This is a genomic window from Thermus arciformis (assembly GCF_900102145.1).
Classification (GTDB): domain Bacteria; phylum Deinococcota; class Deinococci; order Deinococcales; family Thermaceae; genus Thermus; species Thermus arciformis.
The window spans coordinates 1-23,546 of sequence record NZ_FNBC01000036.1; the positions used below are offsets into that span (position 1 = coordinate 1).

A 23,546-nucleotide genomic window follows, 5' to 3' on the forward strand; every position below is an offset into this window, starting at 1 on the left:
TTCCGGTTTCTGAAGGACCCCCTGTTCTTTGCGGAGAGCACCTTCTTGAAGCGGCCCGAGCGGGTGATGGCCCTGGGGATGGTGATGGCCCTGGCCCTTTTGGTGTACGCCCTGGGGGAGTGGGCGCTGAGGCGGAGGCTTTGGGAGACGGGGTCCAGCCTGCCGGACCAGAAGGGGAGACCCACAGCCAAGCCCACCTTGCGCTGGGTGTTTCAACTGTTCATGTGGGTCCGCCTGGTGGAGCTGGGGGGCAAGTGGCTGGTTCTCAACCTGGCGCCCCATCACGAGACCGCGGTGCGCCTCCTGGGGGCCGGGCGATATTACCTGCTGGAGTAAAGGGGGTGCGGAATGTGGGTTCCAGAAGTTGTCCAGCCTTTTCCAGGCGTTTTAGGATCTCCTCCTTGACCTCGGGGGCTATACCCTTCCGCACCACCACGGGCGGGGGTGGGTCCTCGGGTCCTTCCCAGATGATCCGGATCTTTTCCTGGAGCCCAGCATCCTTTCGTATCATGGTGTCCAGCACCATCCCGTCCACCGCTGCGGCCTCCACCAGGCCCCGGATCACCGCCTCCACCGCCCGGTCGTGGGCATAGGTGAAGAGGGTCTTGCCCAGGAAGATCCCCCTCTTCTTGAGCTCCCGGATGGGGCGGATGTAGCCCGTGTTGGATAAGGGGTCCACAAAGGCCATGGTGGCTCCCGCCAGATCCTCCAGGCTTTGTCGGTCTGAGGTGGCCGGCACGATGACCACGCTGCGGTACCGGGTCCAGCTTGCGGGAATAGACTTGGCGATGACCTCCCCGTAACCCTCCGCCACCGCTTTGGCCGCGGCGAAGGTGCATAGAAAGGCCATGTCCACCTGGCCCTTGCGCAAAAGGTCCAGCACTTCCCCGTACCCCCTCCGCCCCACTACCGTGGCCTGGGGCCAGAGGGTTTGGGCCAGGGTCCGGTAGGGGTAGCTCCTTTTGGGGGAAAGGATGCCCGCCACGGCGATGCGGAGAGGGGCTTCCGCCTCGAGGCGGATGGGGGGGAGGGGAGCCAAGGGCCCGGCGTCTGGGATCCGGGCGCAGCCCAGAAGAAGGAGCACCAGGGGCCAGATTCGGGCCATGCCTTTAGTATGACCAGGCCCATCCGGGACAAAGGTCCCAAGGTTTGTAGGTGTTTTCCCGAGGACACCCGTCCGGGCGGGTTGTCGGAGAAACGCCGATGAAGACCGCATTCGGTTTTCCTAACCTGGCCGTGGAGGTGGGTATGAGCGAGGTGGAAAGCCGCAGGGCCTTTCTGGAGAAGGTGGCCTCCACCGTCTTCGCCGGCATGGTGCTAGGGGGTCAGCCGGTGAAGGCTGGGGCCGAACCGGCGAAGGTGGAGCTCCCCCCAAGGCCCCCCGATGGGCCCATCCTGCCCGAGCTGGAATACGAGGACGTTCTTTTGCGCATGCAACGGGATCTGGAGCGGGCCCTGAACAAGGGCACCACGCCCAAGTGGGTCATGGTGATTGACACCCGCAAGTGCGTGGGCTGCCACGCCTGCACCATCTCCTGCGCCGTGGAGAACAAGCTCCCCCCTGGGGTGGTCTACCGTCCTGTGGTGGAGGAGCAGGTGGGGGTCTACCCGCAGGTGACGTGGAAGTTCCTGCCCCGGCCTTGCATGCAGTGCGACAACCCTCCTTGCGTCCCCGTCTGTCCCGTAGGGGCCACGTGGAAGCGGGAAGACGGCATCGTGGAGATTGACTATGACGCGTGCATCGGCTGCCGCTACTGCCTAGTTTCCTGCCCCTACCAGGCCCGCACCTTTGACTTCGGGGAAAACTGGACGCAGAACACCCCAGGCCAGGGGCAGATGCCCTACGAGGAACTCCCCACCTTTGAGTGGGGCGAAGTCCACGTGCGTAAGGAAGGGGTGATCCCCAATAGCCCCGTGGGTAACGCCCGCAAGTGCAGCTTCTGCCTGCACCGCATTGAGCATGGGCTTTTGCCCCAGTGCGTGACCACCTGCATCGGCCGGGCCACCTTCTTCGGGGACGCTTCCGATCCGGAAAGTCTGGTCTTCCAGCTCATCCATCAGCCCAACGTTATGCGGCTTAAGGAGGAGCTGGGGACGGAACCCAGGGTCTACTACCTGGTGTAAAGGAGGGCAAGGATGCGCGTTTGGGGCTGGATCCTCTACGGAGTTTTAGCGGCCATAGGCCTTGGGGGTTTCTTCTTGCGCTTCGCCACCGGCCACCAGCTGGCGGGATACGGCAGTTACGTGCCCTGGGGCCTGTGGGTGGCCGCGTACATCTACTTCATTGGCCTTTCGGCAGGGGCCTTTTTGCTTTCCGCCTTGGTCTATGTCTTTGGGGTGCGCAAGCTAGAGCCCATCGCCCCCTTGGCCCTAGTGGTGGCCTTGGCCAGCCTGCTGATGGCTCTGGTCACCATCTGGTTTGACCTCGGGCACATGGAGCGGTTCTACTACGTCTACCTGAGGCCCAACTTCCGCTCCATGATGGCCTGGATGGTCTGGCTCTACACCGCTTATGGGTTGCTCCTCCTTGCGGAGCTCTACTACGCCCTGAGGCGCCACCTGCCCCGGTATGTGGATAGGGGCGGCATCACCGGATTTCTGGCGCGCTTGCTCGTCAAAGGGCGGAAGACCCCCTTTACCCAGGAGGAGATTCATCGGGACGAGGGCATCATCAAGGTTTTGGGGACCATTGGCGTACCCTTGGCCATCGCCTTCCACGGGGGTGTGGGTGCCCTCTTCGGTACGGTGGTGGCCCAGGATCTGTGGCATAGCCCCATCTACCCCATCCTCTTCCTTACGGGAGCCCTCCTCTCGGGCGGGGCGCTGATAACCGCAGTCTACGTGTTCTTCTGGCCCAGAAAGGACGAGGAGTGGAGGGAGCTTAGCCTTTTCCTGGGCCGGATCGTGCTGGGGCTTATCCTTTTTGACCTCCTCTTGGAGTGGGCGGAATACTCCATTCCCATGTGGTACGGGGTGGGTCCCGAGTTCAAGGCGCTGTGGAGCACCCTGTTCGGCCGCTTCTGGTACGTGTATTGGGTGTTCCACATCCTGATCGGGGTGGTGGTTCCCATCGGGCTCCTGTTGGCCTGGGGTTTACGTGGCCGGGTAAAGGCCATAGGTCTTGCCAGCTTTTTGGTGGCCATCACCTTCCTGGCCATCCGCCTCAACTTGGTCATTCCCAGCCTGGTCCACCCCAAGCTGGAGGGCCTGATGAACGCTTATCGCGACCATCGCCTTGTCTTTGCCTACCTTCCCACCTGGTTTGAGTGGAGCGTGGTGGTCTTTTCGGTGGCGCTGGGCTTTACCGTGACCTACGTTTTGGTACGCATTCTGCCCGTGATTGAGGGCAAGCTTCTAAAGGAGGTGGCGTGATGCTTTCCCGGCGGGAGCTGATCAAGCTGGGCGTCCTTTCCGGAAGCGGGGTACTTTTGGGGGAAAAGGCCACAGAACTCCTTTCCAAAGCCGAGGCCGCGGCTCAAAGGACTCCTGGCTTTTATCCCCTGAACGACCCCGAAAACCAGATCTATTCGGTTTGCCTCCAGTGCAACACCGGTTGCCCCATCAAGGTGAAGATCTACGAGGGGGTGGTGGCGAAGATTGACGGGAGCCCTTATTCTCCTTGGACCCTCTACCCGCACCTTCCCTTGGACACCTCGCTAGAGAAGGCGGCCAAGGTGGATGGGGGCATCTGCCCCAAGGGGCAGTCTGGTTTGCAGACGGTCTACGATCCCTACCGCATACGTAAAGTTCTCAAGCGGGCAGGCCCCAGGGGAAGTGGCAAGTGGAAGGAGATTCCTTTTGAACAGGCGGTGAGGGAGATCGCCGAGGGAGGGAAGCTCTTTGCCGAGATCGGGGACGAACGGGTCTACCCGGGTCTGAAGGAGGTCTGGGCCCTGAAGGACCCCCAGGTGATGAAGGCCATGAAGGCCCGGGTGGACGAAATTTGGCACGAGAAGGATCCAGCCAAGAAAAAGGCTCTGGTGGAGCGCTTTAAGGAGGAATTCAAGGACTACTTGGACGCGCTCATTGACCCCGATCACCCCGACCTGGGACCCAAGAACAACCAGGTGGTCTTCGCCTATGGCCGCCTAAAGGCCGGGCGGAGCGAGTTCTTCAAGTGGTTCTTCCAGAACGGCCTGGGCACCGTTAACTTCCACGGGCACACCACTGTGTGCCAGGGCTCCCTCTACTTCACGGGCAAGGCCATGAGCTACCAGCTGGCCTACGATGAGAAGAAGGGGGAGTACACCTGGACCGGGGGGGAGAAGTTCTACTGGCAAGCGGATCTGACAGGGGCGGAGTTCGTCATCTTCGTGGGGGCCAACATCTTTGAGGGCAACTACGGCCCGCCTTTGCGGGTGAAGGAGGTGACCCAGGGAGCGGCCAGTGGGAAGCTGAGGTATGTGGTCCTGGACCCTCGAGCCCAAAAGGGCGTGGCCCATGCCACCAAGTGGATCCCCACCAAGTCGGGCTACGACGCTGCCGTGGCCTTCGGCATGATGCGGTGGATGTTTGCGAAGGGGCGGTTTGACGCCCGCTTCCTATCTGCCGCCAACAAGGGCGCGGCCAAGGCCATCGGCGAGCCCAGCTGGACCACCGCCACCTGGCTGGTGGAGATTGACGAGAAGGGCTTCCCCGCTAAGCTTCTGCGCATGAGCCACCTGGGGATGGCTCCCGAGGTTCGGGTCATGGACGGCAAGGAGGTGGTCTTTGATCACCCCGTTGTCTTGGTGCAGGGCAAACCCACCCCGGTGGACCCGCAGAGCGAGGATAAGCCGGTTTTCGGGGACCTTTTTGTGGACACCACCCTTAACGGCATCCGGGTGAAGAGCGCTCTCCAGCTGATTCGGGAGGAGGCCTTCAGCCGGAGCCTCGAGGAGTGGGCGGAGCTTGCGGGGGTTGAACCCGAGGACATCGTCTGGCTGGCCCACGAGTTCACCAGCCACGGCAAGCGGGCGGTGGTGGATATCCACCGGGGAGCCAGCCAGCACACCAACGGCTTCTACAACGCCTTTGCCTGGAACGTTCTTAACGCCCTGGTCGGCAACTACGACCATCATGGCGGGTACGTCCGGGCCAGCACCTACGACCTCGTGGGCAAAAAGGCAGAAGGGCCCTTCTACCTGGACAAGCTCCACCCCAAGAAGCTGGAGCCCTTCGGCATCAGCATCATCCGCCACGAGGTGGACTACGAGAAGACGACCCTCTTTGAGGGCTATCCCGCCAAGCGGCCCTGGTTCCCCCACAGCTCTGACGTCTACCAGGAGATCCTGCCCTCTGCTGCCCAAGGGTACCCGTACCCGGTGAAGATCCTCTTCCACTACATGGGCTCCCCCGCCTACGCCCTTCCCGCCGGCCACACCCAGATCCAGGCCATGCTGGATCCCGAAAAGATCCCCCTCATCGTGGCCTTTGACATCGTGGTGGGGGATACCTACCTCTACGCCGACTACATCATTCCCGATCTCTCCTACCTGGAGCGCTGGGAGTTCCATGGAAGCCATCCCAACGTGATTTGGAAGGTGCAGACCGTACGGCAGCCCGCCATGGCCCCCATACCCGAGGAGGTGGAGGTCTTTGGGGAAAAGATGCCCCTGTCCACGGAGGCCTTCCTGCTGGCCCTGGCGGAGTACTTGGGGGTGCCGGGATTTGGAGAGAAGGGCTTTGCCAACGGGATGCCCTTCCGCAGGCCCGAGGACTTCTACCTGAAGATGGTGGCCAACCTGGCGTTTGGTGAGAAGGCGGACGGTTCGGATGCGGTGCCCGAGGCCGACGACAGGGAACTGGAAATCTTCAAGCAGGCCCGCCGCCACCTGCCCCCTTCCGTGTTTGACCTGGAGAGGTGGAAGGCGGCCATCGGGGATGAGGGCCTTTTCCGCCGGGCGGTCTATGTCTTGAATCGTGGGGGGCGTTTCCAGGCCTTTGAGAAGGCCATCAAGCCCGATGGTACGGTGGCCAACGCCTACGGCCGGCAGATCAACCTGTACTTGGAGAAACACGCCAAGAGCAAAAACAGCATGACCGGCAAGCCCTACTGGCCTTTGCCCCGCTTCTTCACCCCCTACACGGACGCCTTGGGCCGGCCCATCCAGGACGAGGAAGAGGGTTTTGAGCTCACCCTGATCACCCACCGCTGGATCACCATGACCAAGAGCCGGACCATTTCCAACTACTGGCTTCTCAACATCACCCCCGAGAACCACATCGCCATCAACCCTGAGGACGCCAGGCGGCTGGGCCTCAAGGATGGGGAGCTGGTCAAGGTGGTTTCTGCCAGCAACGAGGCGGGGGTTTGGGACCTTGGGCCCCTGGGCAAGAAGCCCATGGTGGGCAAGGTGAAGGTTATGGAAGGCATCCGGCCCGGACATCTGGCCTTCGCCTTGGGGTTTGGCCACTGGGCTTACGGCGCAAGCGACATGGAGATCAACGGCCAGGTGGTGAAGGCCGACCCCAGGCGGGCTACAGGCATCCACGCCAACGCCGCCATGCGGGTGGACCCGGTCCTTAAGGACGTGGGGCTGACCGACATCACCGGGGGAAGCGTCGTCTTTTACGATTCCAAGGTGCGCTTGGTGCGCCCCACCCCCGAGGAGGCTCGGACTTATGGGGAAGGGGTGCGGAGGGTGGCCCTCGAGGGACCGGCGGGCGTCCAGGCCGAGGAGATCCGGGAAAAGGCCCTTAAGGCCGCCCGAGGGGAGCTGGATCCGGAGGTTTTGAGGCAAGAGGTGGCAAGCCGGCTGGGCTTGACCCCGAAGGTCTAGCGACCGAGGGGGCAGAGGCTTCAGGGGGCGCCACCCCCTGGAGCCTTTGCCCTAGACGGGAAGGGTCCGGGACAGGTACATTTGTCCCGTGGACCCCGGGGGGCTTCTGGAACTCCTCAAGCGCCGTACGGGCTTCACCGAGGCCCACGCCGCCCTCCTTGGGGAGCTCGGCGAGATCATGGTCCCCATCGCCCACGAGGTGGCCCTGGCCTTCTACGACTACCTAGGGCGGGACCCGGAGCTTGGCGCCATCCTCCACGCCGAGCCGGGGCGGGTGGAGAGGCTTTACCGGACCTTCGCCCGCTGGTACGGCGAGCTCTTCTCGGGGGTCTACGACCGGGCCTACGCCGAGCGGAGGCGGCGCATCGGCCTGGTGCACGCCCGGCTCGGCATCGGCCCCCGGGCCATGATCCCCGCCATGGGCCTCGTCCAGGAGCTCTCCTTGGAGCACATGCGCATGGCCCTGAGGGGGCACGAGGTCTACAGCGCCGTGGAGGCCTTTGAGAAGATCGTGGCCGTGGAGGTGGCCCTGATTGAGGAGAGCTACCTCGAGGCCCTCTCCTTAGGCCTTTCCCTGGGGCATAGGGAACTCGTCCGGGCCCTTAAGGAAGGGGCCAGCGCCCTCCTCTCCCGGGCCTAGGGCTCTTTGGCCAGGTCGTTGAAGCGCACGTGCTGGGCGTGGAACTGGAGCTCCACGGTCCCTGTGGGGCCGTTCCTCTGCTTGCCCACGATGATCTCGGCGATGCCCGCCTTTTCCGAGTGGGGGTTGTAGTACTCGTCCCGGTAGATGAACATCACCAGGTCGGCGTCCTGCTCAATGGAGTTGTGCACGATGATGTTGTTGGCGATGAAATTGTGAAGCCCGGGAACCGTCAGATCAAAAACCTCCTCCACGCCGTCCGCCTCTATGGAGACCACGGTATCCCAGTAAACATCGCTATCGGCTAGGCGTTCCAGGGCCTCGGACTCCAGGGCCCGGGCCATCCGTTGGGCCCGCAACCCCCATACGCCTAGCTCTTCCAACCAAGCGGCCACCGGGTTGCGGTTACCCCAACCCGGTCGGCGTGCCGAGGTCAAGTAGACCTCGAACCAAGCCCGCTCAACCTTGATCCTCGGAGAAACCGCCTCACCAAACACCGCTTGGGCCAGATCGGCCACGGTTTGGGCTAGGTCTGGCTCCCGGGTGGTGTATTGCAGGCTATGCCTCGGCAAGGTGCAACCGTCCCCGATCAGGTGGCCCAGCAGGGCCAACGCTTCGTCCTTCAAGGTTTGCTTCGTCCAAGGGGATGGGGGGAGTTGCCGTGGTAGGGCCAGGTAATCGCCTAAGCGGAGCTCGTCCAGCCGCTTCCACCCCTGGGGGGTGAGGAACTTGTGGTTGGCCGTGGCGCGGATGCTCCGGCCTAGCCGGGTGGTGAGGCGATACACAGGCTTCACCCCGGTGGAGAAGGCCCGGCTCACGCGAGCCCGCTCCAGTTTCTGGGTAGCCTCGTTCAGCGCAAGCACCTCAAAGCCGCTCTTTCCCACCAAGTCCCGGAGGTAGCGCCGCGAGCCGTCCGCCAACTGCACCAACGTATCCCCGGTGAGGCAGCCCGACTCCCTTAAGTCCGAGAGCATGGGCCGCTTGTTGGGCCTCGCTTCCACGGCCCGGGAGAGCTGGCTTAGGGCGATCACCGGGAGGTCCAGCTCCCGGGCCAAGGCCTTAAGCCCCCGGGAGATGGCGGCGATCTCCTGCTGGCGGTTCTCCCCGTTCCGGCCGCCCCCGGGCCCCGACATGAGCTGGAGGTAGTCTATGATGATTAGGCCCACGTTGTGCTGGCTCCTGAGCCTCCGGGCCCGGGCGCGGAGCTCCATGAGGGTGAGGTCGGGGGTGTCGTCAATGAAGATGGGGGCCTCGGAGAGCCGGCCCGCCACGTCCACGAGACGGGAGAAGTCCCGGTCGGAAAGCTGGCCGAGGCGGACCCGGTTCATGTCAATGCGGGCCTCGGAGCACATCAGGCGCAGGGTCAGCTGGGCCGCGGGCATCTCCAGGGAGTAGATCCCCACCCCCACCCCCTCTTTGAGGGCGGCGTGCTGGGCGATGGTGAGGGCGAAGGCGGTCTTCCCCATGGCGGGGCGGGCGGCGATGATGTTCAAGGACCCGGGGGCGAGGGTGCCGATGAGCTCGTCCAGCTCCTTGAAACCCGTGCGCACCCCGGCCACCTCCCCCTTGTTCTGGAAGAGGGCCTCAATGTGCTCAAAGGTCTCGTGCACCAGCTCCCGCATGGCCCGGGCCTCGGTCTCGGTCTGGGTGAGGGCCACCTCGAGGATCCGCTTCCCCGCCTGGTCCAGGATCTCGTCCAGGCTTCCCGCCTCCTCGTAGGCCAGGCGCATGGCCTCCCCGGCGGCCTGGATGAGCCGGCGCAGGGTCCACTTTTCCGCCACGATGCGGGCGTAGTGCTCGGCGTAGGCGGCGGTGGGGGTGGCCTCGGAGAGCTGCACCAGGTAGCTCACCCCGCCCACCCCTTCAAGCTCCCCCCGCCGGGAAAGCTCCTCGGCCAGGGTCACCAGGTCCACGGGCTTCCCCCCAGCCCGCAAGCCCTGCATGGCGGCGTAGATCTTGCGGTGGGCCTCCAGGTAGAAGGCCTCGGGGGAGGGGAGGAGGCCTTCCAGCTCGTCCATCACGTCGGAATCCAGGAGAATGGACCCGAGGACGCTTTGCTCGGCCTCGAGGCTATGGGGGGGAATACGGCCTTCCATAAGCCCTACCAGGCTAAGCCTGACCCCCCCTTTCCCGCCAGAGTCCTTTCCTTAAGGGAAGGATTGGCTCTTGCCCGCCTCTCAGGCGGGGAACATAAGCTCTAAGGCGTGCGCTGGCTCCTTCTCCTCTTCCTCCTCACCGCCTGCCGGGCCCAGGGCCTGCCCGAGCCCTACGCCGCCCTGGAAAGGGGCGGGAAAGAAGCCCTCCGCCAGGTGGCCCTTAGGGCCGAGGGGTACGCGGGCCTCCTCGCGGGCTGGCTCCTGGTGGGCGAGGAAGACCTCCCCCTCGCCGAACGGGCGGAGTACGCCTGGCGCTATGCCCTCTTCCTGGAAGAAGTACGGGCCTTTGAGCCGGGCTGGGAGGCGGAGGCGGCCTGGCGGGTGGCGGCGCCTCTCCTGGAAAGGGCGGGGGACGGGAGGGCCTTTTCCGCCTGGGCGAGGCTTCTTCCTAAAGAGGAGGCCGTGCTGGCCCTCCTTCGCCTGGGGGAGGGGGAAGGGCTTTGGGAAGCCCTCTTCCGGGGCCGGGCGTATGAGCCCCTCCTCAAGGCCCTCCCCGAGGGGACAAGGCCCGACCTCCGCGCCCAGGCCCTCTACCGCCTGGGCCGCTACGGGGAGGCCCTCCCCCACTACCGGGCCTGGGCCGAGGAGGACCCGAGGGGGTTTCTGGGCCTGGGCTACGCCCTCTGGCGGCTTGGGCGGCGGGAGGAGGCCCTTCAGGCCTTCACCCGCTACGACCACCCGGAAAGCCGCCTGGCCCAAGGCCGCCTCCTGGAGGAGATGGGGCGGGTGGAGGAGGCCCTTTTTCGCTACCTGGCGAGCACCCCGGAGGGGCTATGGCGGGCCACGGCCCTCCTTGAGCGCCTGGGGCGGAAGGGGGAGGCCTTAGGGGTCTACCTCCGCCTCGCCCGGGGAGAAAGCCCTTACGCCGACGACGCCGCCCTCCGCGCCTACCTCCTCGCCGGCGAACTCGGGCATGGAGAGGCGCGGCAGGAGGCCTACGCCCGCCTCGAGGGGGGCCTGGGCCTCCTCGTGGGGAAGACCCCGTCCCCCCCGGCCCTAGCCCCTCCGGCTTCCTTACCCCCTGAGGCCTCCCTGGTGGAGGCCCTGGCCCGGGCGGGCAAGGCGGCCTGGGCCAGGGGGGAGGTGCGCTACGCCCTCTGGCGGCGCCCAAAGAACTGGCCCGCCCTCGTCCCCCTCCTCTACCGCCTGGGGGCCTATCGGGAGGGGATCCGGGCCGCCTGGCCCAGCGCCCTCGCCTACCCGCGGGCCTACCGGGCGTGGGTGGAGGCCTACGCGGGGAGGGAGGGGCTGGACCCCGACCTCCTCTTCGCCCTCCTCCACGTGGAAAGCCGCTTTGACCCCCTGGCCCGAAGCCCCACGGGGGCCTTGGGCCTCGCCCAGTTCCTCAGGGGCACCTGGGCGGACGTGGCGAGGATGCTAGGGGAGCCTCCCGCCGACCCCTTTGACCCCGAGGCCAGCATCCGCTACGCCGCCCGCTACCTTCGCTGGCTCCTGGAGCGGTGCGCCCCCTTTTCCGGGGTGGAGCGGCTCGCCTGCGCCGTCACCGCCTACAACGGGGGCATCGGCTACACCCTGAGGGGCATCGCCCGGGAGGGGGATCTTTACGCCTTCCTCCGCTTCCAGGAGCGGGACGAGCCCCGGGAGTACCTCGCCAAGGTGCTCTCCGCCTACGCCGCCTACAAGGCTATTCCTTAGCGGCGCGCCCCTTCTCCGTCCAGGCGATGAGGGGCTTCAGGGCGAAGGGGGCGAAGAGGGTGGTGAAGACCACCATAAAGAGGACGATGGCGTACTCCTCCTCGTTCACCGCCCCCGCGGAGAGGCCCAGAGCAGCCACGATGAGGCCCACCTCCCCCCGGGGGGCCATGCCCACCCCCACGGTGAGGGCGCTCCGCACCCCCTGGGTGAGGGACCCGAGGAAGCCCCCGAGGACCTTCCCCAGGATGGCGATGACCGTCACCACGCCACCCGCGAGGAGCACCGCGGGGCTCGCCAAGGCGGCGAGCTCCAGCCTCACCCCCACCATGGCGAAGAAGAGGGGGGCGAGGAAGCTCTCTATGGCGAAGACGGGCTCCTCGAGGCGGTACTTCTCCCGCACCTCGGAAAGGAGCATTCCCCCCAAGAAGGCCCCCACGATGGGGGCGAGGCCGATGCTGGCCGCCAGGGCCGCCATCCCCACGCCCAAGGCGAGGGCGAAGCCCAAGGGGCTCCCCACGGGAAGCCGCTCTAGGGGCAGGCGGGCGATGAGGGTGGAGAGGAAGACGGCAAGCCCCACGAAGACCACGGAGAGGAGGATGAGCCGGGCGATGGCCCCCACCTCCACCTGGCCCGTCTGGGCCACGCCGTTCACCACCGCGAGGACGATGAGGCCCAGGACGTCGTCAATCACCGCCGCCCCCAGGATGATGCGGGCGTAGGGGCGGGAAAGGACCCCGAGCTCCTGGAGGACCCGCGCGGTGATGCCCACGCTGGTGGCCACCAAGGCGGTGCCCAGGAAGAGGGCGGGGAGGGTCTGGAAGCCGATCTCTAGGCCGTAGAAGTACCCCCCCACGAAGGGGAAGGCCACCCCCAAGACCGCCACCAAGAAGGCCTCCTTCCCCACGGCCAGGATGTCCCTGAGGCGGGTCTCGAGGCCCACCATGAAGAGGAGGAAGATGGCCCCAAGCTCCGCCAGAAACTCCAGCACCTCCCCCTCGTGCACCAGGCCCAAAAGGGCGGGCCCCACCAGGATGCCCGAAAGCACCTCCCCGATGACCACGGGCTGGTTCAGGCGCTTGAAGATAAAAGCCATCACCTGGGCCGCGAGAAGGAGATAGAAGATCTCCAACAGGTGTTCCGCGCCGTGCATCAACTCCTCCCTAGGATGAGCTTCAAGAAGTCGCTCCGGGTGAGGATGCCCACCACCCGGTCCTTCCCGTCCACCACCGGGAGGTGGCGGACCTTCGTGGTGAGGAGGATCTCTAGGGCCTTCCCCAGGGGGTCTTCCGGGTGGACCCTTGGGACTTCCGTTCGCATCACCGCCTTCACGGGGGTGCGCTGGTAGCGGCGGTAGATCTCCGCCAGCACCCCTTCGTCCACCCACTCCCCGAAAAGCTGCAGGGCCTCCACGTCGGAGAAGGGCACGTTTTCCGGCCTCGGCAGGAGCTCCTCCACCTGGAGGAGGCCCAGGAGGCGGCCTTCCTCGTCCACCACGGGAAACCCCCCGTAACGGGTTTCCAGGAGGCGCCGGGCGGCCTCCTCGAGGGTCGCTTCCGGGCCCAGGGTTTCGGGGTTTGGGGTCATCACCTCGGCGACCTTCATGGCCCCGAGTCTACCAGCGCCGCCACCTTCGGGCAAAGCGAGGGGCGAGGAGGGCTCCGAAGAGGAACCCTCCGAGGTGCGCCCACCAGGCCACGCCGGGTAGCCCCAGGAGCCCCTGCAGGAGCTGGAGCAAGGCCCAGTAGCCCAGGTAGACGGCGGCGGGGAAGGTAAGAAAGAGGGGGAAGATGAAGAGGACCACCGAGACCACGTAGGCCCGGGGGAAGAGGGCATAGTAGCCCCCCAAGACGGCGGAAACTGCCCCGCTCGCCCCGATCATGGGCGTAAAGGAGGAGGGCATGAAGAGCCCCTGGGCCAAGGCCGCGGCCACGCCCCCGAGGAGGTAGAAGAGGAGGAAGCGCCCGTGGCCCATGCGGTCTTCCACGTTGTCCCCGAAGACCCAGAGGAACCACATGTTGGAGAGGAGGTGAAACCACCCCCCGTGGAGGAACATGCTGGTGAGGAGGCGGTAGCCCTGCCCCACGGGGTCCTGGAAGAACAGGGCGGGGACGAAGCCCAGGGCCCGCACCACCTCTTCCGGCCCGGCGAGAAGCTCCCAGAAGAAGGCCAGGGCGTTCGCCAAGACCAGGCCCCGCACCACGTAGGCGGGTCTGTGGGCGCGGTTGAGGTCGTAGAGGGGGAACACCTACCGCCCTCCTCCTTGGCGGTAGGGAAGGGGGACGTACTGGACGCTTGGCCTTTGGCCTTGGGCCTGGGGGTAGAGCTCCATGAGCTCGTAGACCTCTAGAGGCATTTCCGTGGAGACCTTAAGCCCCATCTCCCGGGCCTGGGCCACGTCTATGGGGTAGTCGTGGGTCCAGGTGCCCTGGGAGAGGAGGTGGGCCACCTCTTCCGCCCTCTCCTCGGGCATGTGCTTCAGAAGGAGGTTTTTCACCGTGGCCTTCACCTGCTTAAGGGCCTTCTCCGCCACGTCGGCGAGGATCAGGGTCTGGTCGTCAATCTCGGAGATGGGCTTTTTCTCCAGGACCTTGACGATGCTCGCCGCCGGGTACTGGCCGAGCTGGGGGTCCACGGGGCCCAAGACGGCGTTTTCGTCCATGACGATCTCGTCCGCGGCCAAGGCGATGAGGGTGCCCCCGGACATGGCGTAGTGGGGCACGAAGACCGTCACCTTGGCGGGGTGGCGGAGGAGGGCCTCGGCGATCTGCTCCGCCGCCAGCACCAGGCCTCCTGGGGTGTGGAGGACGAGGTCAATGGGCACGTCCTTGTCCGTGAGGCGGATGGCCCTCAGGACCTGTTCCGAGTCGTCAATGTTGATGAAGCGGGAGATGGGGATCCCCAGGAAGCTCAGCGCCTCCTGGCGGTGGATGAGGGTGATCACCCGGCTTTTCCGCTTCCTTTCCAGCTCGGCGATCTTCCGGGCCCGGGCCCCAAGGAGCATCTGTTGCTGCAGGTACGGGCTCAGGGCCGATAGGATGAAAAAAAGCCAGAAGAGCTGGAAGAAGATTTCCATACGGGACCTCCAGGGAAGAGTATACGGGGTATGGACCTCAAGGGGAAGCGGGCGGGCCTCCCGGGCGGGGCCTCTTCCTGGGGGCCTCCTGGTAGAGGAGTCGGGCGAGCTCCGGGGCGAAGCGGATGAGGAGGGCCCCCAAGGGGACGGAGACCAGGACCAAGAGGACCGCCACCTGGGCCACCAGGGGGTAGCCCCGCTGCAGGGCCAAGGCCCCTAAGACCAGGTTGAACTCCCCCCGGGGCACGAGGTAAAGGGCGCTGTAGAGCCGCCGCTTCCGGCCAAGCCCCGCCCTCGCTCCACCCAGATGATTCAAGGGAAGCTTGAGGAGGAGGCCCAGGAGGACAAGCCCCGCCGCCAAGGGGGTGAGCCCCTGGAGGAGGCCCAGGGCCTCCGCCCCCACCACCAGGAAGAAGAGGGCTACCCCCAGGTCGCGCACCGGGCCAAAGAGGTGCTCAAGCCTCTCCCTGAGGCCAAGCCCCGCGGCGATGACCCCGGAGAGGAAGGCCCCTACCCCCTCCGAGGCCCCCACGGCGTGGAAGAGGAGGGCGGTGCCCGTGGTGAAGGCGGCCCCCAGGAGGAGGACAAGCTCGTCGGAAAGCCCCTCCATGAAGCGGACGAGCCTCGGACCCAGGAAGCGGGCGAAGAGGAGGTAGGCGAGGGCCAGGGCCACCCCTCCGAGGAAGCCCGTGGGCCCCTGGCCGCCCAGGAGGGCGAGGAGGAGGGCGATGAACAAGTCCTCCAGCACCAAGACCCCGAGGACCACCTCGCTTTCGGGGTTGGCGGCGCGGCGCAGGTCAACGATGAGCTTGACGATGACGGCGCTGGAGCTTACGTAGATCACCGCGGCGAGGAAGAGGGCCCCCTTTGGGTCCAACCCGGCGAAAAGCCCGAGGAGAAAGCCCAAGGGAAGGGCCAAGGCGTCAAAAAAGCCCGCTCGGATGGCCTTCCCCGAAAGCTCCCGAAGCCGGTCCGGGCCGAACTCCAGCCCCACGGAGAAGAGGAGGAGCAAAAGCCCCAAGGAGGGGAGGGGTTCCAAGTCCTCCACGGGAAGCCTCTCCCCCACGAGAAGCCCCGTGAGGAGGTAGACGGGGAGGGGAGGAAAACCATAGCGGTGCACCAGGGCCGCCCCCAGGGCCAAAAGCCCCGCGGCCAGGGCGAAGGCCTCCAGGGAGGGGTGCATCAGAGGCTCCTCTTCAGGGCTTCCACCGCCTCCCGGGTTCCGGCCACCACCAGGGTGTCCCCCACCTCCAGGACCACCTCGGGGCCGGGGTGGGGAAGGAGGGGCGCCCCGGGCCGGTCCACGGCTAGGAGGTGGGCCCCGGGGGGGAGGGGGAGGTCCCCCACCTTTTTCCCGGCGAGCCTCGAGCCCGGGAGAACCTTGATCCACTCAATGACCTTGGCCCCAAGCTTGCTCTGGGTGTCCCCCACGGCCTCGGGGTGGAAGAGGACCCCAGCCAGGATGGCCCCAAGCTCCCTGGCCTCCTCGTCGGTGAGGTCCAGGGCCACGGTGGGCTCGTCCTCCTCGCCCGCTTCAAAGTACTGAAGCTCCCGCTTGCCGGAGTTGTGGACCACGATGACGATCCGGTCCCCGCTTTGCACCGTGATGGTGTACTTCCGCCCCACGCCCGGGAGGACCACTTCCTCCACCTTCATGCCCTTCTCCTTTCCGGCGGGAAGCGCACGGCCAGGGTGCGCCCGGCCACCATGGCCAGGAGGCCCAGACTCCAGAGGAAGAGGTCAAGCCCGGAGAGTTTTTCGGCAAAGAGGAGGAGGAGAAGCTCCCGCAGGGCCAGGGCGACCCCTATCTCCAGGAGCACCTCCAGCCGCACCCGCTCAAACTCAAAGTACTCCACGAAGACCCGGATGAGCTCCAAGACGATGACCAGGGAGAGGACGTTGGTCACGAGCTCTTTCAGCCCCAGGCGCACCGTGGGCTCCGTGAGGGTGAGGCCGAGCTCCAGGAAGGTCCGCCCCACCCCCACGAAAAGCCCTATGAGGAGGGCCACCAGCACCAGGTTAAAGACCAACTGGGTGGCCCTTTTGTAGATAGATAGCAAAAAATCCTGGAGCACGCTAGAGGAGGAGGTTGAAGACCCGCTCCGCCCGCTCATGGTGTTCTGTCCGGGGGTTTTTCAGGGCGGGGTCTAGCTCCTTGAGCACCCGGGCGTAGGCCACCACCAAAGCTCCAGCCAGCTCGGGAAGGAGGTTCCGCACGTCTTCCGTGACCTCCAGGTCCAGAGGGGGCAAGGCCGCTAAGGCATCTAGGACGGGCTTGAGCTCCAGGACGGTGTCCATGCGGCGAAACTCCCGCAAGGTCTCCTGGAGTCCCTTGGTGATGGGCAGGTCGGGCTCAAAGATCAGGTCGCGCCCGTTGTACCGGGCGTTCCGCTCGGCTACGACCAGGAGGTCGTAAAGCTTATTGCGCAGGAAGTCGGAAATCCTCTTGAGGTCGTTCTTGTCCACGTCCAGGCTCGCAGCCTGACGGAAGAGCTTTTCAAACTCGGCCACCTTCATCAACATGGGCCACCTCCGGGGGACAGATTAACAGTTGTGCTTTTCAATGTCAATCATTTTTAGCAGAGAGTATTTAGCTTTCCTGAATGGGTATTCGCACAGGGGGCTCCTCGGGCCGCCTCTCCCGGGGGATCCGCACCTCCAGCACTCCCTTGGCGAGCTTCGCCTCAATCCCCTCCTTCTTGGCGTCCTTGGGGAGGAGGTAGGCCCGGTAGATCCGGCCGTAGACGATCTCGGCGAGGTGCTTGGTGCGCTTTTCTTCCCGTTTTTCCCCCTCTATGACCAGCTGGTCGCCTTCCAGGCGCACCTCGAGGTTTTCCGGTCCCAGGCCAGGCACCTCCACCCGGAGGAGGTAGTGGTCCTCGTGCTCCTGGAGCTCGGAGAGAGGCTCCAGTACCTCCCCCGTTTCCTGGAAGGCCTTTTCTAGAGCTTCCTCCATCGCCTTGCGGAAGCGAGAGCGGCCAAAGGGCCAAAGCTTCTCCAGCATGGTTCACCTCCCTTCTAGGTAGGGCCTGAGCCTTTCCTCCAGAACCCGCTTGGGGCTCGCGCCCACCCAGGTGGCCACGGGTGCACCCCGGCGGAAGAGGACCAGGGTGGGCACGCTCCGCACCCCGTACCGGGCGGCAAGCCCCGGGTTTTGGTCCACGTCCACCTTCACCACCTTGAGCCTGCCGGCGTGCTCCCGGGCGAGCTCCTCCAAGATGGGGCTCACCAAGCGGCAGGGGCCGCACCAGGGGGCGAAGAAGTCCACCAGGGTCAAAGGGGCCCCCGCCACCTCCTGGGCGAAGCCCTTTTCGCCCGTTGCCACCACCCAAGGCAAGGGGGCTTTGCAGGCCCCGCACACCGGCACCTGCCCGGGCGGAGGGGTGCCCAAGCGGTTTTTGGCCCCGCATTTAGGGCAGGTCACGACCATGGGGCTATCCCCAGATGTCCTCTGAGGTACCCCACCCCGGGAAGCCCCGGGGTGGGGCCCTCCTCAGCGGACGTTCCCCGTCTCCAGCTTCCTCGCCCTGAGGTCCAGGAGGCTGTACTCGCCCTCGGAGAGGTCGCCCGGGACCACCACCCAGCTCGCCCCCAGCATCTCGTGCTTCTGGCCCTTACCGGCCACGAGGACCAGGAGGGGGTTGTGGGTTTTGATCAGGTGGGCCACCTCGTGGGAGCCTCCCTCCCCCAGGCCCTTGTGGTAGGGCATGGTGTGGAAGAGGAAGATCTTGGGGTAGTCCTTGAGCTCCCAGAGGGCCTTCAGGTGGTACTCCGCGACCCAGGCGGGGTAGCGGAGGGCCTCCTTCTCCTCGGGCTCGCCCTCGTCGGCGATCTCCCCGCCCACCCCCGCCACCAGGTAGGGCCCTTTCCAGAAGGTGAAGGTTTCGTGGACGTTGCGCATCTCCGGGCGGACGAGCTCAATGTTGGCCGCCTCCCGCAGGTACTCCCAGATGGGGGCGTCCAGGGGCCCGGGGATGTAAGCGGTGGGCAGGTGGGCCTCGGAGAGCACCCGGAAGAAGGCGGCGTAGTCCCGGCTTTTCGCCGTCTTGGGCATGAGGTTGCCCACGAGGGCGATGGCGTCCGCCCCGGTCTCGGGGGCCAGCTTGACGAACTTCTCCAGCGCCTCCAGGTCCCCCATGGGGTTGGAGGTGGCGAGGATGTACCTCACCGTGCGCCGCATCGCCTCACCTCCTTACTCCACCTGCACCTGGATCTTCTTAGGCTTGGTGGCCTCGGCCTTGGGCACCTTGAGGTGCAAGACCCCGTGGCGGAAACGGGCCTCCACCTTGGAGAGGTCGTAGGTGCTGGGCACGTTGAAGCTCCGGGCGAAGGTGCCGTAAGGCCCTTCCAGGCGGTGGTAGGCCACGCCTTCCCGCTTCTCAAAGGGCCTTTCCGCCTTCACGGAAAGCACCCCTTCCTCCGCCACCACCTCCACCTTCTCGGGCTCCACCCCCGGGAGGTAGATCAAAAGGTGAAGCCCCTCCTCGTCCTCCAGGATGTCCACCGGGGGCGCGTAGACCCTTGGGCCCTGCTGGGGGGCGCCCAAGGTCCGCGCCAGCCTCTCCTGAAGCTCCTCCAGCTCCTTAAAGGGGTCAAAACGGATCACCTTCACCACCTCCTTCACCACCTCAAGAGCGCGGCCATTCCGCCCCGCTCTAGAAGCCTTCTTTCGGCTTCGCCCCGCACGAACTCCAGCTTGGCGGCGTAGCCCGAGGCGAGCTCCGGCGCCACCACCGCCAGGGGTTTGAGCTCGGGGCGCTCGCAAAGGCCAAGGGCCTGGGCCTCGTCGGCGAAGTAGAGGCCCTCGCAGGCGTAGACGCTACCTTCCAGGCTCCAGGGAAGGACCCAGAGCTCCACCCGCCCTTCCTGGAGGCGGGCCAGGGTCTCCGGGCCGAAGACCGCCTTGGGGTAGGCTTCCTCCAGTCTTTCCAGAAGCCTCACTTCCTCCCGGCGCTCCACTTCCTCCAAGACCGGCTCCAGGCGCTTCAGCACCTCGCCGGGACTCGCCCCCGGGTTGGGGAGGGAGGGGAGCTCCGCCGCTACCCGCTCCCTCAGCCGCTTGGGCAGGTGGCCCAGGAAGAGCTTGGTGTGCTCCTCCGGGCCCATGAGGACGAGCCGGGTGAAGCCCCTTTCCGTCCATAGCCTTTCCAGGTCGTGGGCCAGGGCCTTGTAGAAGCGCTCTTCCCAGGCCTCGAGGCGCTTGGCGAAGAGGTCTTGGCCCGCCCCGCCCCGAGCGATGCCCCCCAGGTTGAAGCGGCGCCCGGGGGCGTCCAGGGAGAGGCGGCGCCAGGCCTCGGTGTCCAGGGCCAGGAAGGCGTCGTGGACCTCGGCGATCTCCCCGAGGAAGACCTCAAAGACCCGCCACCTCTCCCGGTCCACGTAGACCACGCCGTAGCGCTCGTACTCGTCCAGGGCGTAGACCAAGGGGAGGAGGAAGGGCTCGCCCCAGTGGGCGAGGACGCCGTCCACCAGGTAGCGCCCCGCCTTTTCGTCCAGGAAGGCGGTCTTGACGCTGTGCACCAGGGGAAGCTCCACCTGGAGAAGGAGGACCTCAAAGAGGCCTTCCCCGGCGAAGAAGACGGCGGTCCTGGCCTCGAGGACCTGGTTTTTCAAGACCTCAAGGACCCTTTCCGAGAGGTCCCCCGGGACCCCCAGGGCCTTCATGGCGTCCTTGGCCCTTAGGGCGTAGGCCTTTCCGGCGTTTTCCGGCTTGGCGGGGTTTACGTCCAGGTAGAGGGAGAGGACGGGCCCCTCCTTGGCGCCGATGGACTCGCGGATACGACGGATCTCCTCTTTCCCGATCATAGACCACCTCCTATCAGCATTACCGCCTTGCGCACCGCCTCCTGGTTAAGCCTTTCCTCCTGGCCGAGCCGGGTGAAGAGGGCCTCCAGTTCGGGGTCGGGGAAGGTGCTCTCCAGGTAGTAGGCCCGGTCCAGCCCCTCCTCGGAGAGGAGGCGGAGAAGGGCCTCCCAGCCCTCCTCCTCGGGCTTTGGGGTGGAGGGGAGGGGAGCCTTGCGGCGGCGGAGGGCCTCGGCGATGGCCTCGGCGTGGGCCCGCTCCCTCCTCGCCACCTCCAGGAGGAGGGCCTTGACGTGGGGGTAGGGGACCCCCTCCGCCGCCCTTTCCGCCCTGAGGGCGTCCAGGAGCTCGTCCTGGTAGGCCTTCTTGAGCACCTCCACCACGTCCATACCCCCTCCTCTCTAGGCCTCTATGCGCTCGGCCACGCGGAAGGTGAGGCCCGTGGGACCCGCGTCCACCACCACCCGGTCCCCTTCCTTGACCTCCCCCGCCAGGATCTTCTTGGCCAAAGGCGTCTCCAGCTCCCGCTGGATGACCCGCTTTAGGGGCCTCGCCCCGAAGACGGGGTCGTAGCCCCTCTCGGCCAGGAAGTCCTTGGCGGCCTCGGTGAGCTCCAAGGCGATGCGCTTCTCGGCGAGGCGCGCCCGGAGGGAGGAGAGCTGGATCTCCACGATCTCGCGGATCTGCTCCTTGGTGAGGGGCCGGAAGACCACGATCTCGTCCAGGCGGTTCAGGAACTCGGGGCGGAAGTGCTGCTGCAAGACCCTAAAGACCTCGTCCCGGATCCTCTCGTAGGGCCAGCCCTTCTGGATGCCCTCGAGGATCAAGGGGCTTCCCAGGTTGGAGGTGAGGATGATGACGGTGTTGCGGAAGTCCACGGTGCGGCCGTGGCTGTCGGTGAGGCGGCCGTCGTCCAGGATCTGCAGGAGGATGTTGAAGACGTCAGGGTGGGCCTTCTCAATCTCGTCAAAGAGGATGACGGTGTAGGGGCGCCGCCGCACCGCCTCGGTGAGCTGGCCCCCCTCCTCGTAGCCCACGTAGCCGGGCGGGGCCCCGATGAGGCGGGAGACGGCGTGCTTCTCCATGTACTCCGTCATGTCAATGCGTACCATGGCCTCCTCGGTGTCAAAGAGGGTGGCGGCCAGGGTCTTGGCGAGCTCCGTCTTGCCCACCCCCGTGGGCCCGAGAAAGAGGAAGCTCCCGATGGGGCGGTTCGGGTCCTTTAGGCCGGCCCGGGCCCGGCGGATGGCGTCGGCCACGGCCCTTATGGCCTCCTCCTGCCCCACCACCCGCTTGTGGAGCTCGTCCTCAAGCCTCAAGAGTTTCTCCCTTTCCCCTTCCAAAAGCTTGGCCACGGGGATCCCGGTCCAGCGGGAGACCACCTCGGCGATGTCCTCCTCCGTGACCTCGAGGCGGACGAAGCGGGCGCCCCGGAGCTTTTCCGAAAGGGCCTCCACCTCGGCCTCGAGGCGGGGGAGCTCCCCGTAGCGGAGCTCTGCGGCCCGGTTCAGGTCGTACTGCCGCTCGGCGAGCTCAATCTCCCGCCTCACCTCGTCCAGGCGGTGCTGGGCCTCGCGGAGCTTCTTCAGGACCTCCCTTTCCTTCTCCCACTCCGCCCGGAGCTTGGCGATCTCTTCCGTGAGCTTGGCGAGCTCCTCCTCAATGGCCTTGAGGCGCTCCTGGGAGTCCGGGTCCTTCTCCTTCTTCAGGGCCTCCCGCTCAATCTCCAGCTGGAGCTTCTTGCGCTCTAGGGTGTCAATCTCCTCCGGGGCGCTTTCCAGGGCCATGCGCAGGCGGGCCGCCGCCTCGTCAACGAGGTCAATGGCCTTGTCGGGGAGGCGCCTTTCCGGGATGTAGCGGTGGGAGAGGACGGCCGCCGCCACGATGGCCGGGTCGGAGATGCGCACCCCGTGGTGCACCTCGTACTTCTCCTTGATGCCCCGGAGGATGGAGATGGTGTCCTCCACGCTGGGCTCTTCCACGTACACGGGCTGGAAGCGGCGCTCCAGGGCGGGGTCTTTCTCAATCTCCCGGTACTCGTCCAGGGTGGTGGCCCCGATGAGCCTGAGCTCCCCCCGGGCCAGGGCGGGCTTCAGCATGTTGCCCGCGTCCACGGCGCCCTCGGCCTTGCCCGCCCCCACCACGGTGTGGAGCTCATCTATAAAGAGGATGATCTCCCCTTGGGACTGGACCACCTCCTGGATCACCGCCTTCAGGCGCTCCTCAAACTCGCCCCGGTACTTGGCCCCGGCGAGGAGGGAGCCCATCTGCAAGGAAATGATCCGCTTGCCCTTGAGGCCCTCGGGCACGTCCCCCTTGACGATGCGCTGGGCCAGCCCCTCCACGATGGCCGTCTTTCCCACGCCGGGCTCGCCGATGAGCACCGGGTTGTTCTTGGTGCGCCGAAGAAGGATCTGGATGGTGCGGCGGATCTCCTCGTCCCGGCCGATCACCGGGTCCAGCTTCCCCTCGGCGGCGAGCTTGGTGAGGTCAATGCCGTACTGCTCCAAGGCGTTGTAGGTGCTTTCCGCGTGTTCCGTTTGCACGTTCTTCCCTCCTCTTAGTTCCCAAAGGGCTTTCTTCAAAGCCTCCAGGCCTGGAAGCCCCGGGGTGGCCTCCCCCAGGGCCAGGACCAGGGTGTCCACCGCCACGAACCGGTCCTTGAGCTCCTCCATGAGGGCCTCGGCCCGGTTCAGGGCTCCGGAGAGCCTAGGGGTGAGGTACTGGCCCACCTCGGCCCCCTCCACCCGGGGCAGGCGGGAAAGCTCCCGCTCCTGGAGCTCCCTAAGGGCCTTGGGGTCGGCCCCCGCCTTCTCCAAGAGCCGCCCGGCGAGGCCCCCCTCGTCCTTCAGGAGGACGGCCCAGAGGTGGGGCAGGTCTATGGCCTGGTGCTTCATCCTTTGCGCCAGGACCTGCGCCTGGGCCAGGGCTTCCCGCGCGGCTTGGGTCCAGCGTTCCAGGTTCATCCTTACTTCCTCCTAAGCATTAGCATATCACCTGATATTAGGATTGTCAATGCTATTGAGCATAAACTCCGAGAACCTGGCCGCACACGCACGAGGGGGAAGGAAAACGCGCCTTTACCCGGATTGTAAGGGGAACGCTGGGGGAAGAATGTCCTAACCCAAGTTGCTACCTATCCCCTGGATCTGAAAAAATAGTGGCCGCTATGCTTTCCCGTCTCATAGCGGCCTTTTGCATTATAGACGACGCCCTGCAAGCCATGGGCTACAAGGATGACCCCCAAGCCAAAACGCCCGCCTCCGCCATCCTCACCCTCGCCCTCCTTGCCGCCCTAGAGTTCGGCGGCAAGCACAACAAGGCCCTGGCCCTCGCCAAAGACCTCGGCCTCTTCACCCACGTCCCCTCCCCAAGCCGCTTCAACCGCAGGCTCCACGCCCTCTACCCCCTCCTTCTCCCCCTCCTCCACCTCCTGGCCCAGGTCTGGAAGCACCTCC

Annotated in this window: 22 protein-coding genes and 2 pseudogenes; 7 read left to right on the top strand and 17 right to left on the bottom strand. The window is 65.9% G+C overall.

Annotated features, from left to right (window positions below; genetic code table 11):
• Positions 1-336, top strand: a pseudogene (locus BLP62_RS10760) (IS1634 family transposase); the annotation flags it as partial.
• Here BLP62_RS10760 and BLP62_RS10765 read toward each other — a convergent pair.
• Entirely contained in the window at positions 266-1,105 is an 840-nt protein-coding gene (locus BLP62_RS10765; protein ID WP_176758204.1) for a PhnD/SsuA/transferrin family substrate-binding protein, read from the bottom strand. The pseudogene BLP62_RS10760 and the gene BLP62_RS10765 overlap by 71 nt on opposite strands.
• A 143-nt stretch (positions 1,106-1,248) precedes the next feature.
• Between BLP62_RS10765 and BLP62_RS10770 the strand changes: the two genes are divergently transcribed.
• From BLP62_RS10770 to BLP62_RS10785, 4 genes are all read left to right on the top strand, one after another.
• A complete protein-coding gene (locus BLP62_RS10770; RefSeq protein ID WP_093008358.1) occupies positions 1,249-2,124 on the top strand; it encodes a 4Fe-4S dicluster domain-containing protein in 876 nt (291 codons plus the stop codon).
• A gap of 12 nt (positions 2,125-2,136) precedes the next feature.
• The gene (gene nrfD / locus BLP62_RS10775; protein ID WP_093008359.1) at positions 2,137-3,372 is read left to right on the top strand and encodes an NrfD/PsrC family molybdoenzyme membrane anchor subunit; all 1,236 of its coding nucleotides are present in this window, start codon (positions 2,137-2,139) and stop codon (positions 3,370-3,372) included.
• Positions 3,372-6,761, top strand: coding sequence for a molybdopterin-dependent oxidoreductase (locus BLP62_RS10780; RefSeq protein ID WP_093008360.1), 3,390 nt, complete (start codon positions 3,372-3,374; stop codon positions 6,759-6,761). Before nrfD ends, BLP62_RS10780 begins: the two co-directional genes overlap by 1 nt.
• Positions 6,762-6,849: 88 nt before the next feature.
• The gene (locus BLP62_RS10785; RefSeq protein WP_093008361.1) at positions 6,850-7,401 is read left to right on the top strand and encodes a protoglobin domain-containing protein; all 552 of its coding nucleotides are present in this window, start codon (positions 6,850-6,852) and stop codon (positions 7,399-7,401) included.
• Here BLP62_RS10785 and BLP62_RS10790 read toward each other — a convergent pair.
• On the bottom strand, positions 7,398-9,497 hold the full coding sequence (locus BLP62_RS10790) for a replicative DNA helicase (protein WP_093008362.1): 2,100 nt from the start codon (positions 9,495-9,497) through the stop codon (positions 7,398-7,400). The genes BLP62_RS10785 and BLP62_RS10790 overlap by 4 nt on opposite strands.
• Positions 9,498-9,605: 108 nt before the next feature.
• Between BLP62_RS10790 and BLP62_RS10795 the strand changes: the two genes are divergently transcribed.
• The gene (locus tag BLP62_RS10795) at positions 9,606-11,213 is read left to right on the top strand and encodes a transglycosylase SLT domain-containing protein (RefSeq protein ID WP_093008363.1); all 1,608 of its coding nucleotides are present in this window, start codon (positions 9,606-9,608) and stop codon (positions 11,211-11,213) included.
• Here BLP62_RS10795 and BLP62_RS10800 read toward each other — a convergent pair.
• The 15 genes from BLP62_RS10800 to clpB all read right to left on the bottom strand — a co-directional run bounded on the left by BLP62_RS10800 (position 11,203) and on the right by clpB (position 23,054).
• A complete protein-coding gene (locus BLP62_RS10800; protein ID WP_093008364.1) occupies positions 11,203-12,363 on the bottom strand; it encodes a cation:proton antiporter in 1,161 nt (386 codons plus the stop codon). The two genes, BLP62_RS10795 and BLP62_RS10800, sit on opposite strands and share 11 nt — an antisense overlap.
• The gene (locus BLP62_RS10805; RefSeq protein WP_093008365.1) at positions 12,363-12,815 is read right to left on the bottom strand and encodes a CBS domain-containing protein; all 453 of its coding nucleotides are present in this window, start codon (positions 12,813-12,815) and stop codon (positions 12,363-12,365) included. The genes BLP62_RS10800 and BLP62_RS10805 overlap by 1 nt, the downstream gene beginning before the upstream one ends.
• Before the next feature lie 10 nt (positions 12,816-12,825).
• Complete coding sequence (locus BLP62_RS10810; RefSeq protein WP_093008366.1) at positions 12,826-13,458, bottom strand: rhomboid family intramembrane serine protease; 633 nt, start codon at positions 13,456-13,458, stop codon at positions 12,826-12,828.
• A complete protein-coding gene (locus BLP62_RS10815) occupies positions 13,459-14,286 on the bottom strand; it encodes an SDH family Clp fold serine proteinase (RefSeq protein WP_093008367.1) in 828 nt (275 codons plus the stop codon).
• 37 nt (positions 14,287-14,323) lie between these two features.
• Positions 14,324-15,469 (bottom strand): cation:proton antiporter, encoded by a 1,146-nt coding sequence (locus BLP62_RS10820; protein WP_093008368.1) that lies wholly within the window; start codon positions 15,467-15,469, stop codon positions 14,324-14,326.
• Positions 15,469-15,942, bottom strand: a complete 474-nt coding sequence (locus BLP62_RS10825) for a cation:proton antiporter regulatory subunit (protein ID WP_093008369.1) — start codon at positions 15,940-15,942, stop codon at positions 15,469-15,471. The genes BLP62_RS10820 and BLP62_RS10825 overlap by 1 nt, the downstream gene beginning before the upstream one ends.
• Positions 15,939-16,400, bottom strand: coding sequence for a phosphate-starvation-inducible PsiE family protein (locus BLP62_RS10830; RefSeq protein ID WP_093008370.1), 462 nt, complete (start codon positions 16,398-16,400; stop codon positions 15,939-15,941). The genes BLP62_RS10825 and BLP62_RS10830 overlap by 4 nt, the downstream gene beginning before the upstream one ends.
• Positions 16,363-16,809, bottom strand: coding sequence for a DUF1931 family protein (locus BLP62_RS10835; protein ID WP_093008371.1), 447 nt, complete (start codon positions 16,807-16,809; stop codon positions 16,363-16,365). Before BLP62_RS10835 ends, BLP62_RS10830 begins: the two co-directional genes overlap by 38 nt.
• 67 nt (positions 16,810-16,876) lie before the next feature.
• On the bottom strand, positions 16,877-17,290 hold the full coding sequence (locus BLP62_RS10840) for an Hsp20/alpha crystallin family protein (protein ID WP_093008372.1): 414 nt from the start codon (positions 17,288-17,290) through the stop codon (positions 16,877-16,879).
• Between the two features lie 3 nt (positions 17,291-17,293).
• Positions 17,294-17,716, bottom strand: coding sequence for a thioredoxin (gene trxA, locus BLP62_RS10845; protein ID WP_093008373.1), 423 nt, complete (start codon positions 17,714-17,716; stop codon positions 17,294-17,296).
• A gap of 63 nt (positions 17,717-17,779) precedes the next feature.
• The gene (locus BLP62_RS10850) at positions 17,780-18,466 is read right to left on the bottom strand and encodes a metallophosphoesterase family protein (protein ID WP_093008374.1); all 687 of its coding nucleotides are present in this window, start codon (positions 18,464-18,466) and stop codon (positions 17,780-17,782) included.
• Between the two features lie 12 nt (positions 18,467-18,478).
• Positions 18,479-18,892 (bottom strand): Hsp20/alpha crystallin family protein, encoded by a 414-nt coding sequence (locus BLP62_RS10855; RefSeq protein WP_093008378.1) that lies wholly within the window; start codon positions 18,890-18,892, stop codon positions 18,479-18,481.
• A gap of 14 nt (positions 18,893-18,906) precedes the next feature.
• Positions 18,907-20,091, bottom strand: a complete 1,185-nt coding sequence (locus BLP62_RS10860) for a VLRF1 family aeRF1-type release factor (RefSeq protein WP_093008375.1) — start codon at positions 20,089-20,091, stop codon at positions 18,907-18,909.
• Complete coding sequence (locus BLP62_RS10865; protein ID WP_093008376.1) at positions 20,088-20,477, bottom strand: ferritin-like domain-containing protein; 390 nt, start codon at positions 20,475-20,477, stop codon at positions 20,088-20,090. The genes BLP62_RS10860 and BLP62_RS10865 overlap by 4 nt, the downstream gene beginning before the upstream one ends.
• Positions 20,478-20,489: 12 nt before the next feature.
• Positions 20,490-23,054, bottom strand: a complete 2,565-nt coding sequence (gene clpB, locus BLP62_RS10870; protein ID WP_093008377.1) for an ATP-dependent chaperone ClpB — start codon at positions 23,052-23,054, stop codon at positions 20,490-20,492.
• Between the two features lie 203 nt (positions 23,055-23,257).
• On the opposite strand from clpB, the pseudogene BLP62_RS10875 reads away from it, so the two are divergent.
• A pseudogene (locus tag BLP62_RS10875) lies at positions 23,258-23,546 on the top strand (IS982 family transposase); the annotation flags it as partial.

What these genes read in the sequence shown, in the direction of transcription:
- BLP62_RS10825 (WP_093008369.1), bottom strand. Translation starts at nt 15,942, where the DNA reads ATGAAGGTGGAGGAAGTGGTCCTCCCGGGCGTGGGGCGGAAGTACACC.
- BLP62_RS10765 (WP_176758204.1), bottom strand. Translation starts at nt 1,105, where the DNA reads ATGGCCCGAATCTGGCCCCTGGTGCTCCTTCTTCTGGGCTGCGCCCGG.
- BLP62_RS10780 (WP_093008360.1), top strand. Translation starts at nt 3,372, where the DNA reads ATGCTTTCCCGGCGGGAGCTGATCAAGCTGGGCGTCCTTTCCGGAAGC.
- BLP62_RS10865 (WP_093008376.1), bottom strand. Translation starts at nt 20,477, where the DNA reads ATGGACGTGGTGGAGGTGCTCAAGAAGGCCTACCAGGACGAGCTCCTG.
- BLP62_RS10815 (WP_093008367.1), bottom strand. Translation starts at nt 14,286, where the DNA reads ATGGAAATCTTCTTCCAGCTCTTCTGGCTTTTTTTCATCCTATCGGCC.
- BLP62_RS10830 (WP_093008370.1), bottom strand. Translation starts at nt 16,400, where the DNA reads ATGAGCGGGCGGAGCGGGTCTTCAACCTCCTCCTCTAGCGTGCTCCAG.
- BLP62_RS10835 (WP_093008371.1), bottom strand. Translation starts at nt 16,809, where the DNA reads ATGTTGATGAAGGTGGCCGAGTTTGAAAAGCTCTTCCGTCAGGCTGCG.
- BLP62_RS10850 (WP_093008374.1), bottom strand. Translation starts at nt 18,466, where the DNA reads ATGCGGCGCACGGTGAGGTACATCCTCGCCACCTCCAACCCCATGGGG.
- clpB (WP_093008377.1), bottom strand. Translation starts at nt 23,054, where the DNA reads ATGAACCTGGAACGCTGGACCCAAGCCGCGCGGGAAGCCCTGGCCCAG.
- BLP62_RS10820 (WP_093008368.1), bottom strand. Translation starts at nt 15,469, where the DNA reads ATGCACCCCTCCCTGGAGGCCTTCGCCCTGGCCGCGGGGCTTTTGGCC.
- BLP62_RS10840 (WP_093008372.1), bottom strand. Translation starts at nt 17,290, where the DNA reads ATGCTGGAGAAGCTTTGGCCCTTTGGCCGCTCTCGCTTCCGCAAGGCG.
- BLP62_RS10790 (WP_093008362.1), bottom strand. Translation starts at nt 9,497, where the DNA reads ATGGAAGGCCGTATTCCCCCCCATAGCCTCGAGGCCGAGCAAAGCGTC.
- BLP62_RS10800 (WP_093008364.1), bottom strand. Translation starts at nt 12,363, where the DNA reads ATGCACGGCGCGGAACACCTGTTGGAGATCTTCTATCTCCTTCTCGCG.
- nrfD (WP_093008359.1), top strand. Translation starts at nt 2,137, where the DNA reads ATGCGCGTTTGGGGCTGGATCCTCTACGGAGTTTTAGCGGCCATAGGC.
- trxA (WP_093008373.1), bottom strand. Translation starts at nt 17,716, where the DNA reads ATGGTCGTGACCTGCCCTAAATGCGGGGCCAAAAACCGCTTGGGCACC.
- BLP62_RS10860 (WP_093008375.1), bottom strand. Translation starts at nt 20,091, where the DNA reads ATGATCGGGAAAGAGGAGATCCGTCGTATCCGCGAGTCCATCGGCGCC.
- BLP62_RS10770 (WP_093008358.1), top strand. Translation starts at nt 1,249, where the DNA reads ATGAGCGAGGTGGAAAGCCGCAGGGCCTTTCTGGAGAAGGTGGCCTCC.
- BLP62_RS10805 (WP_093008365.1), bottom strand. Translation starts at nt 12,815, where the DNA reads ATGAAGGTCGCCGAGGTGATGACCCCAAACCCCGAAACCCTGGGCCCG.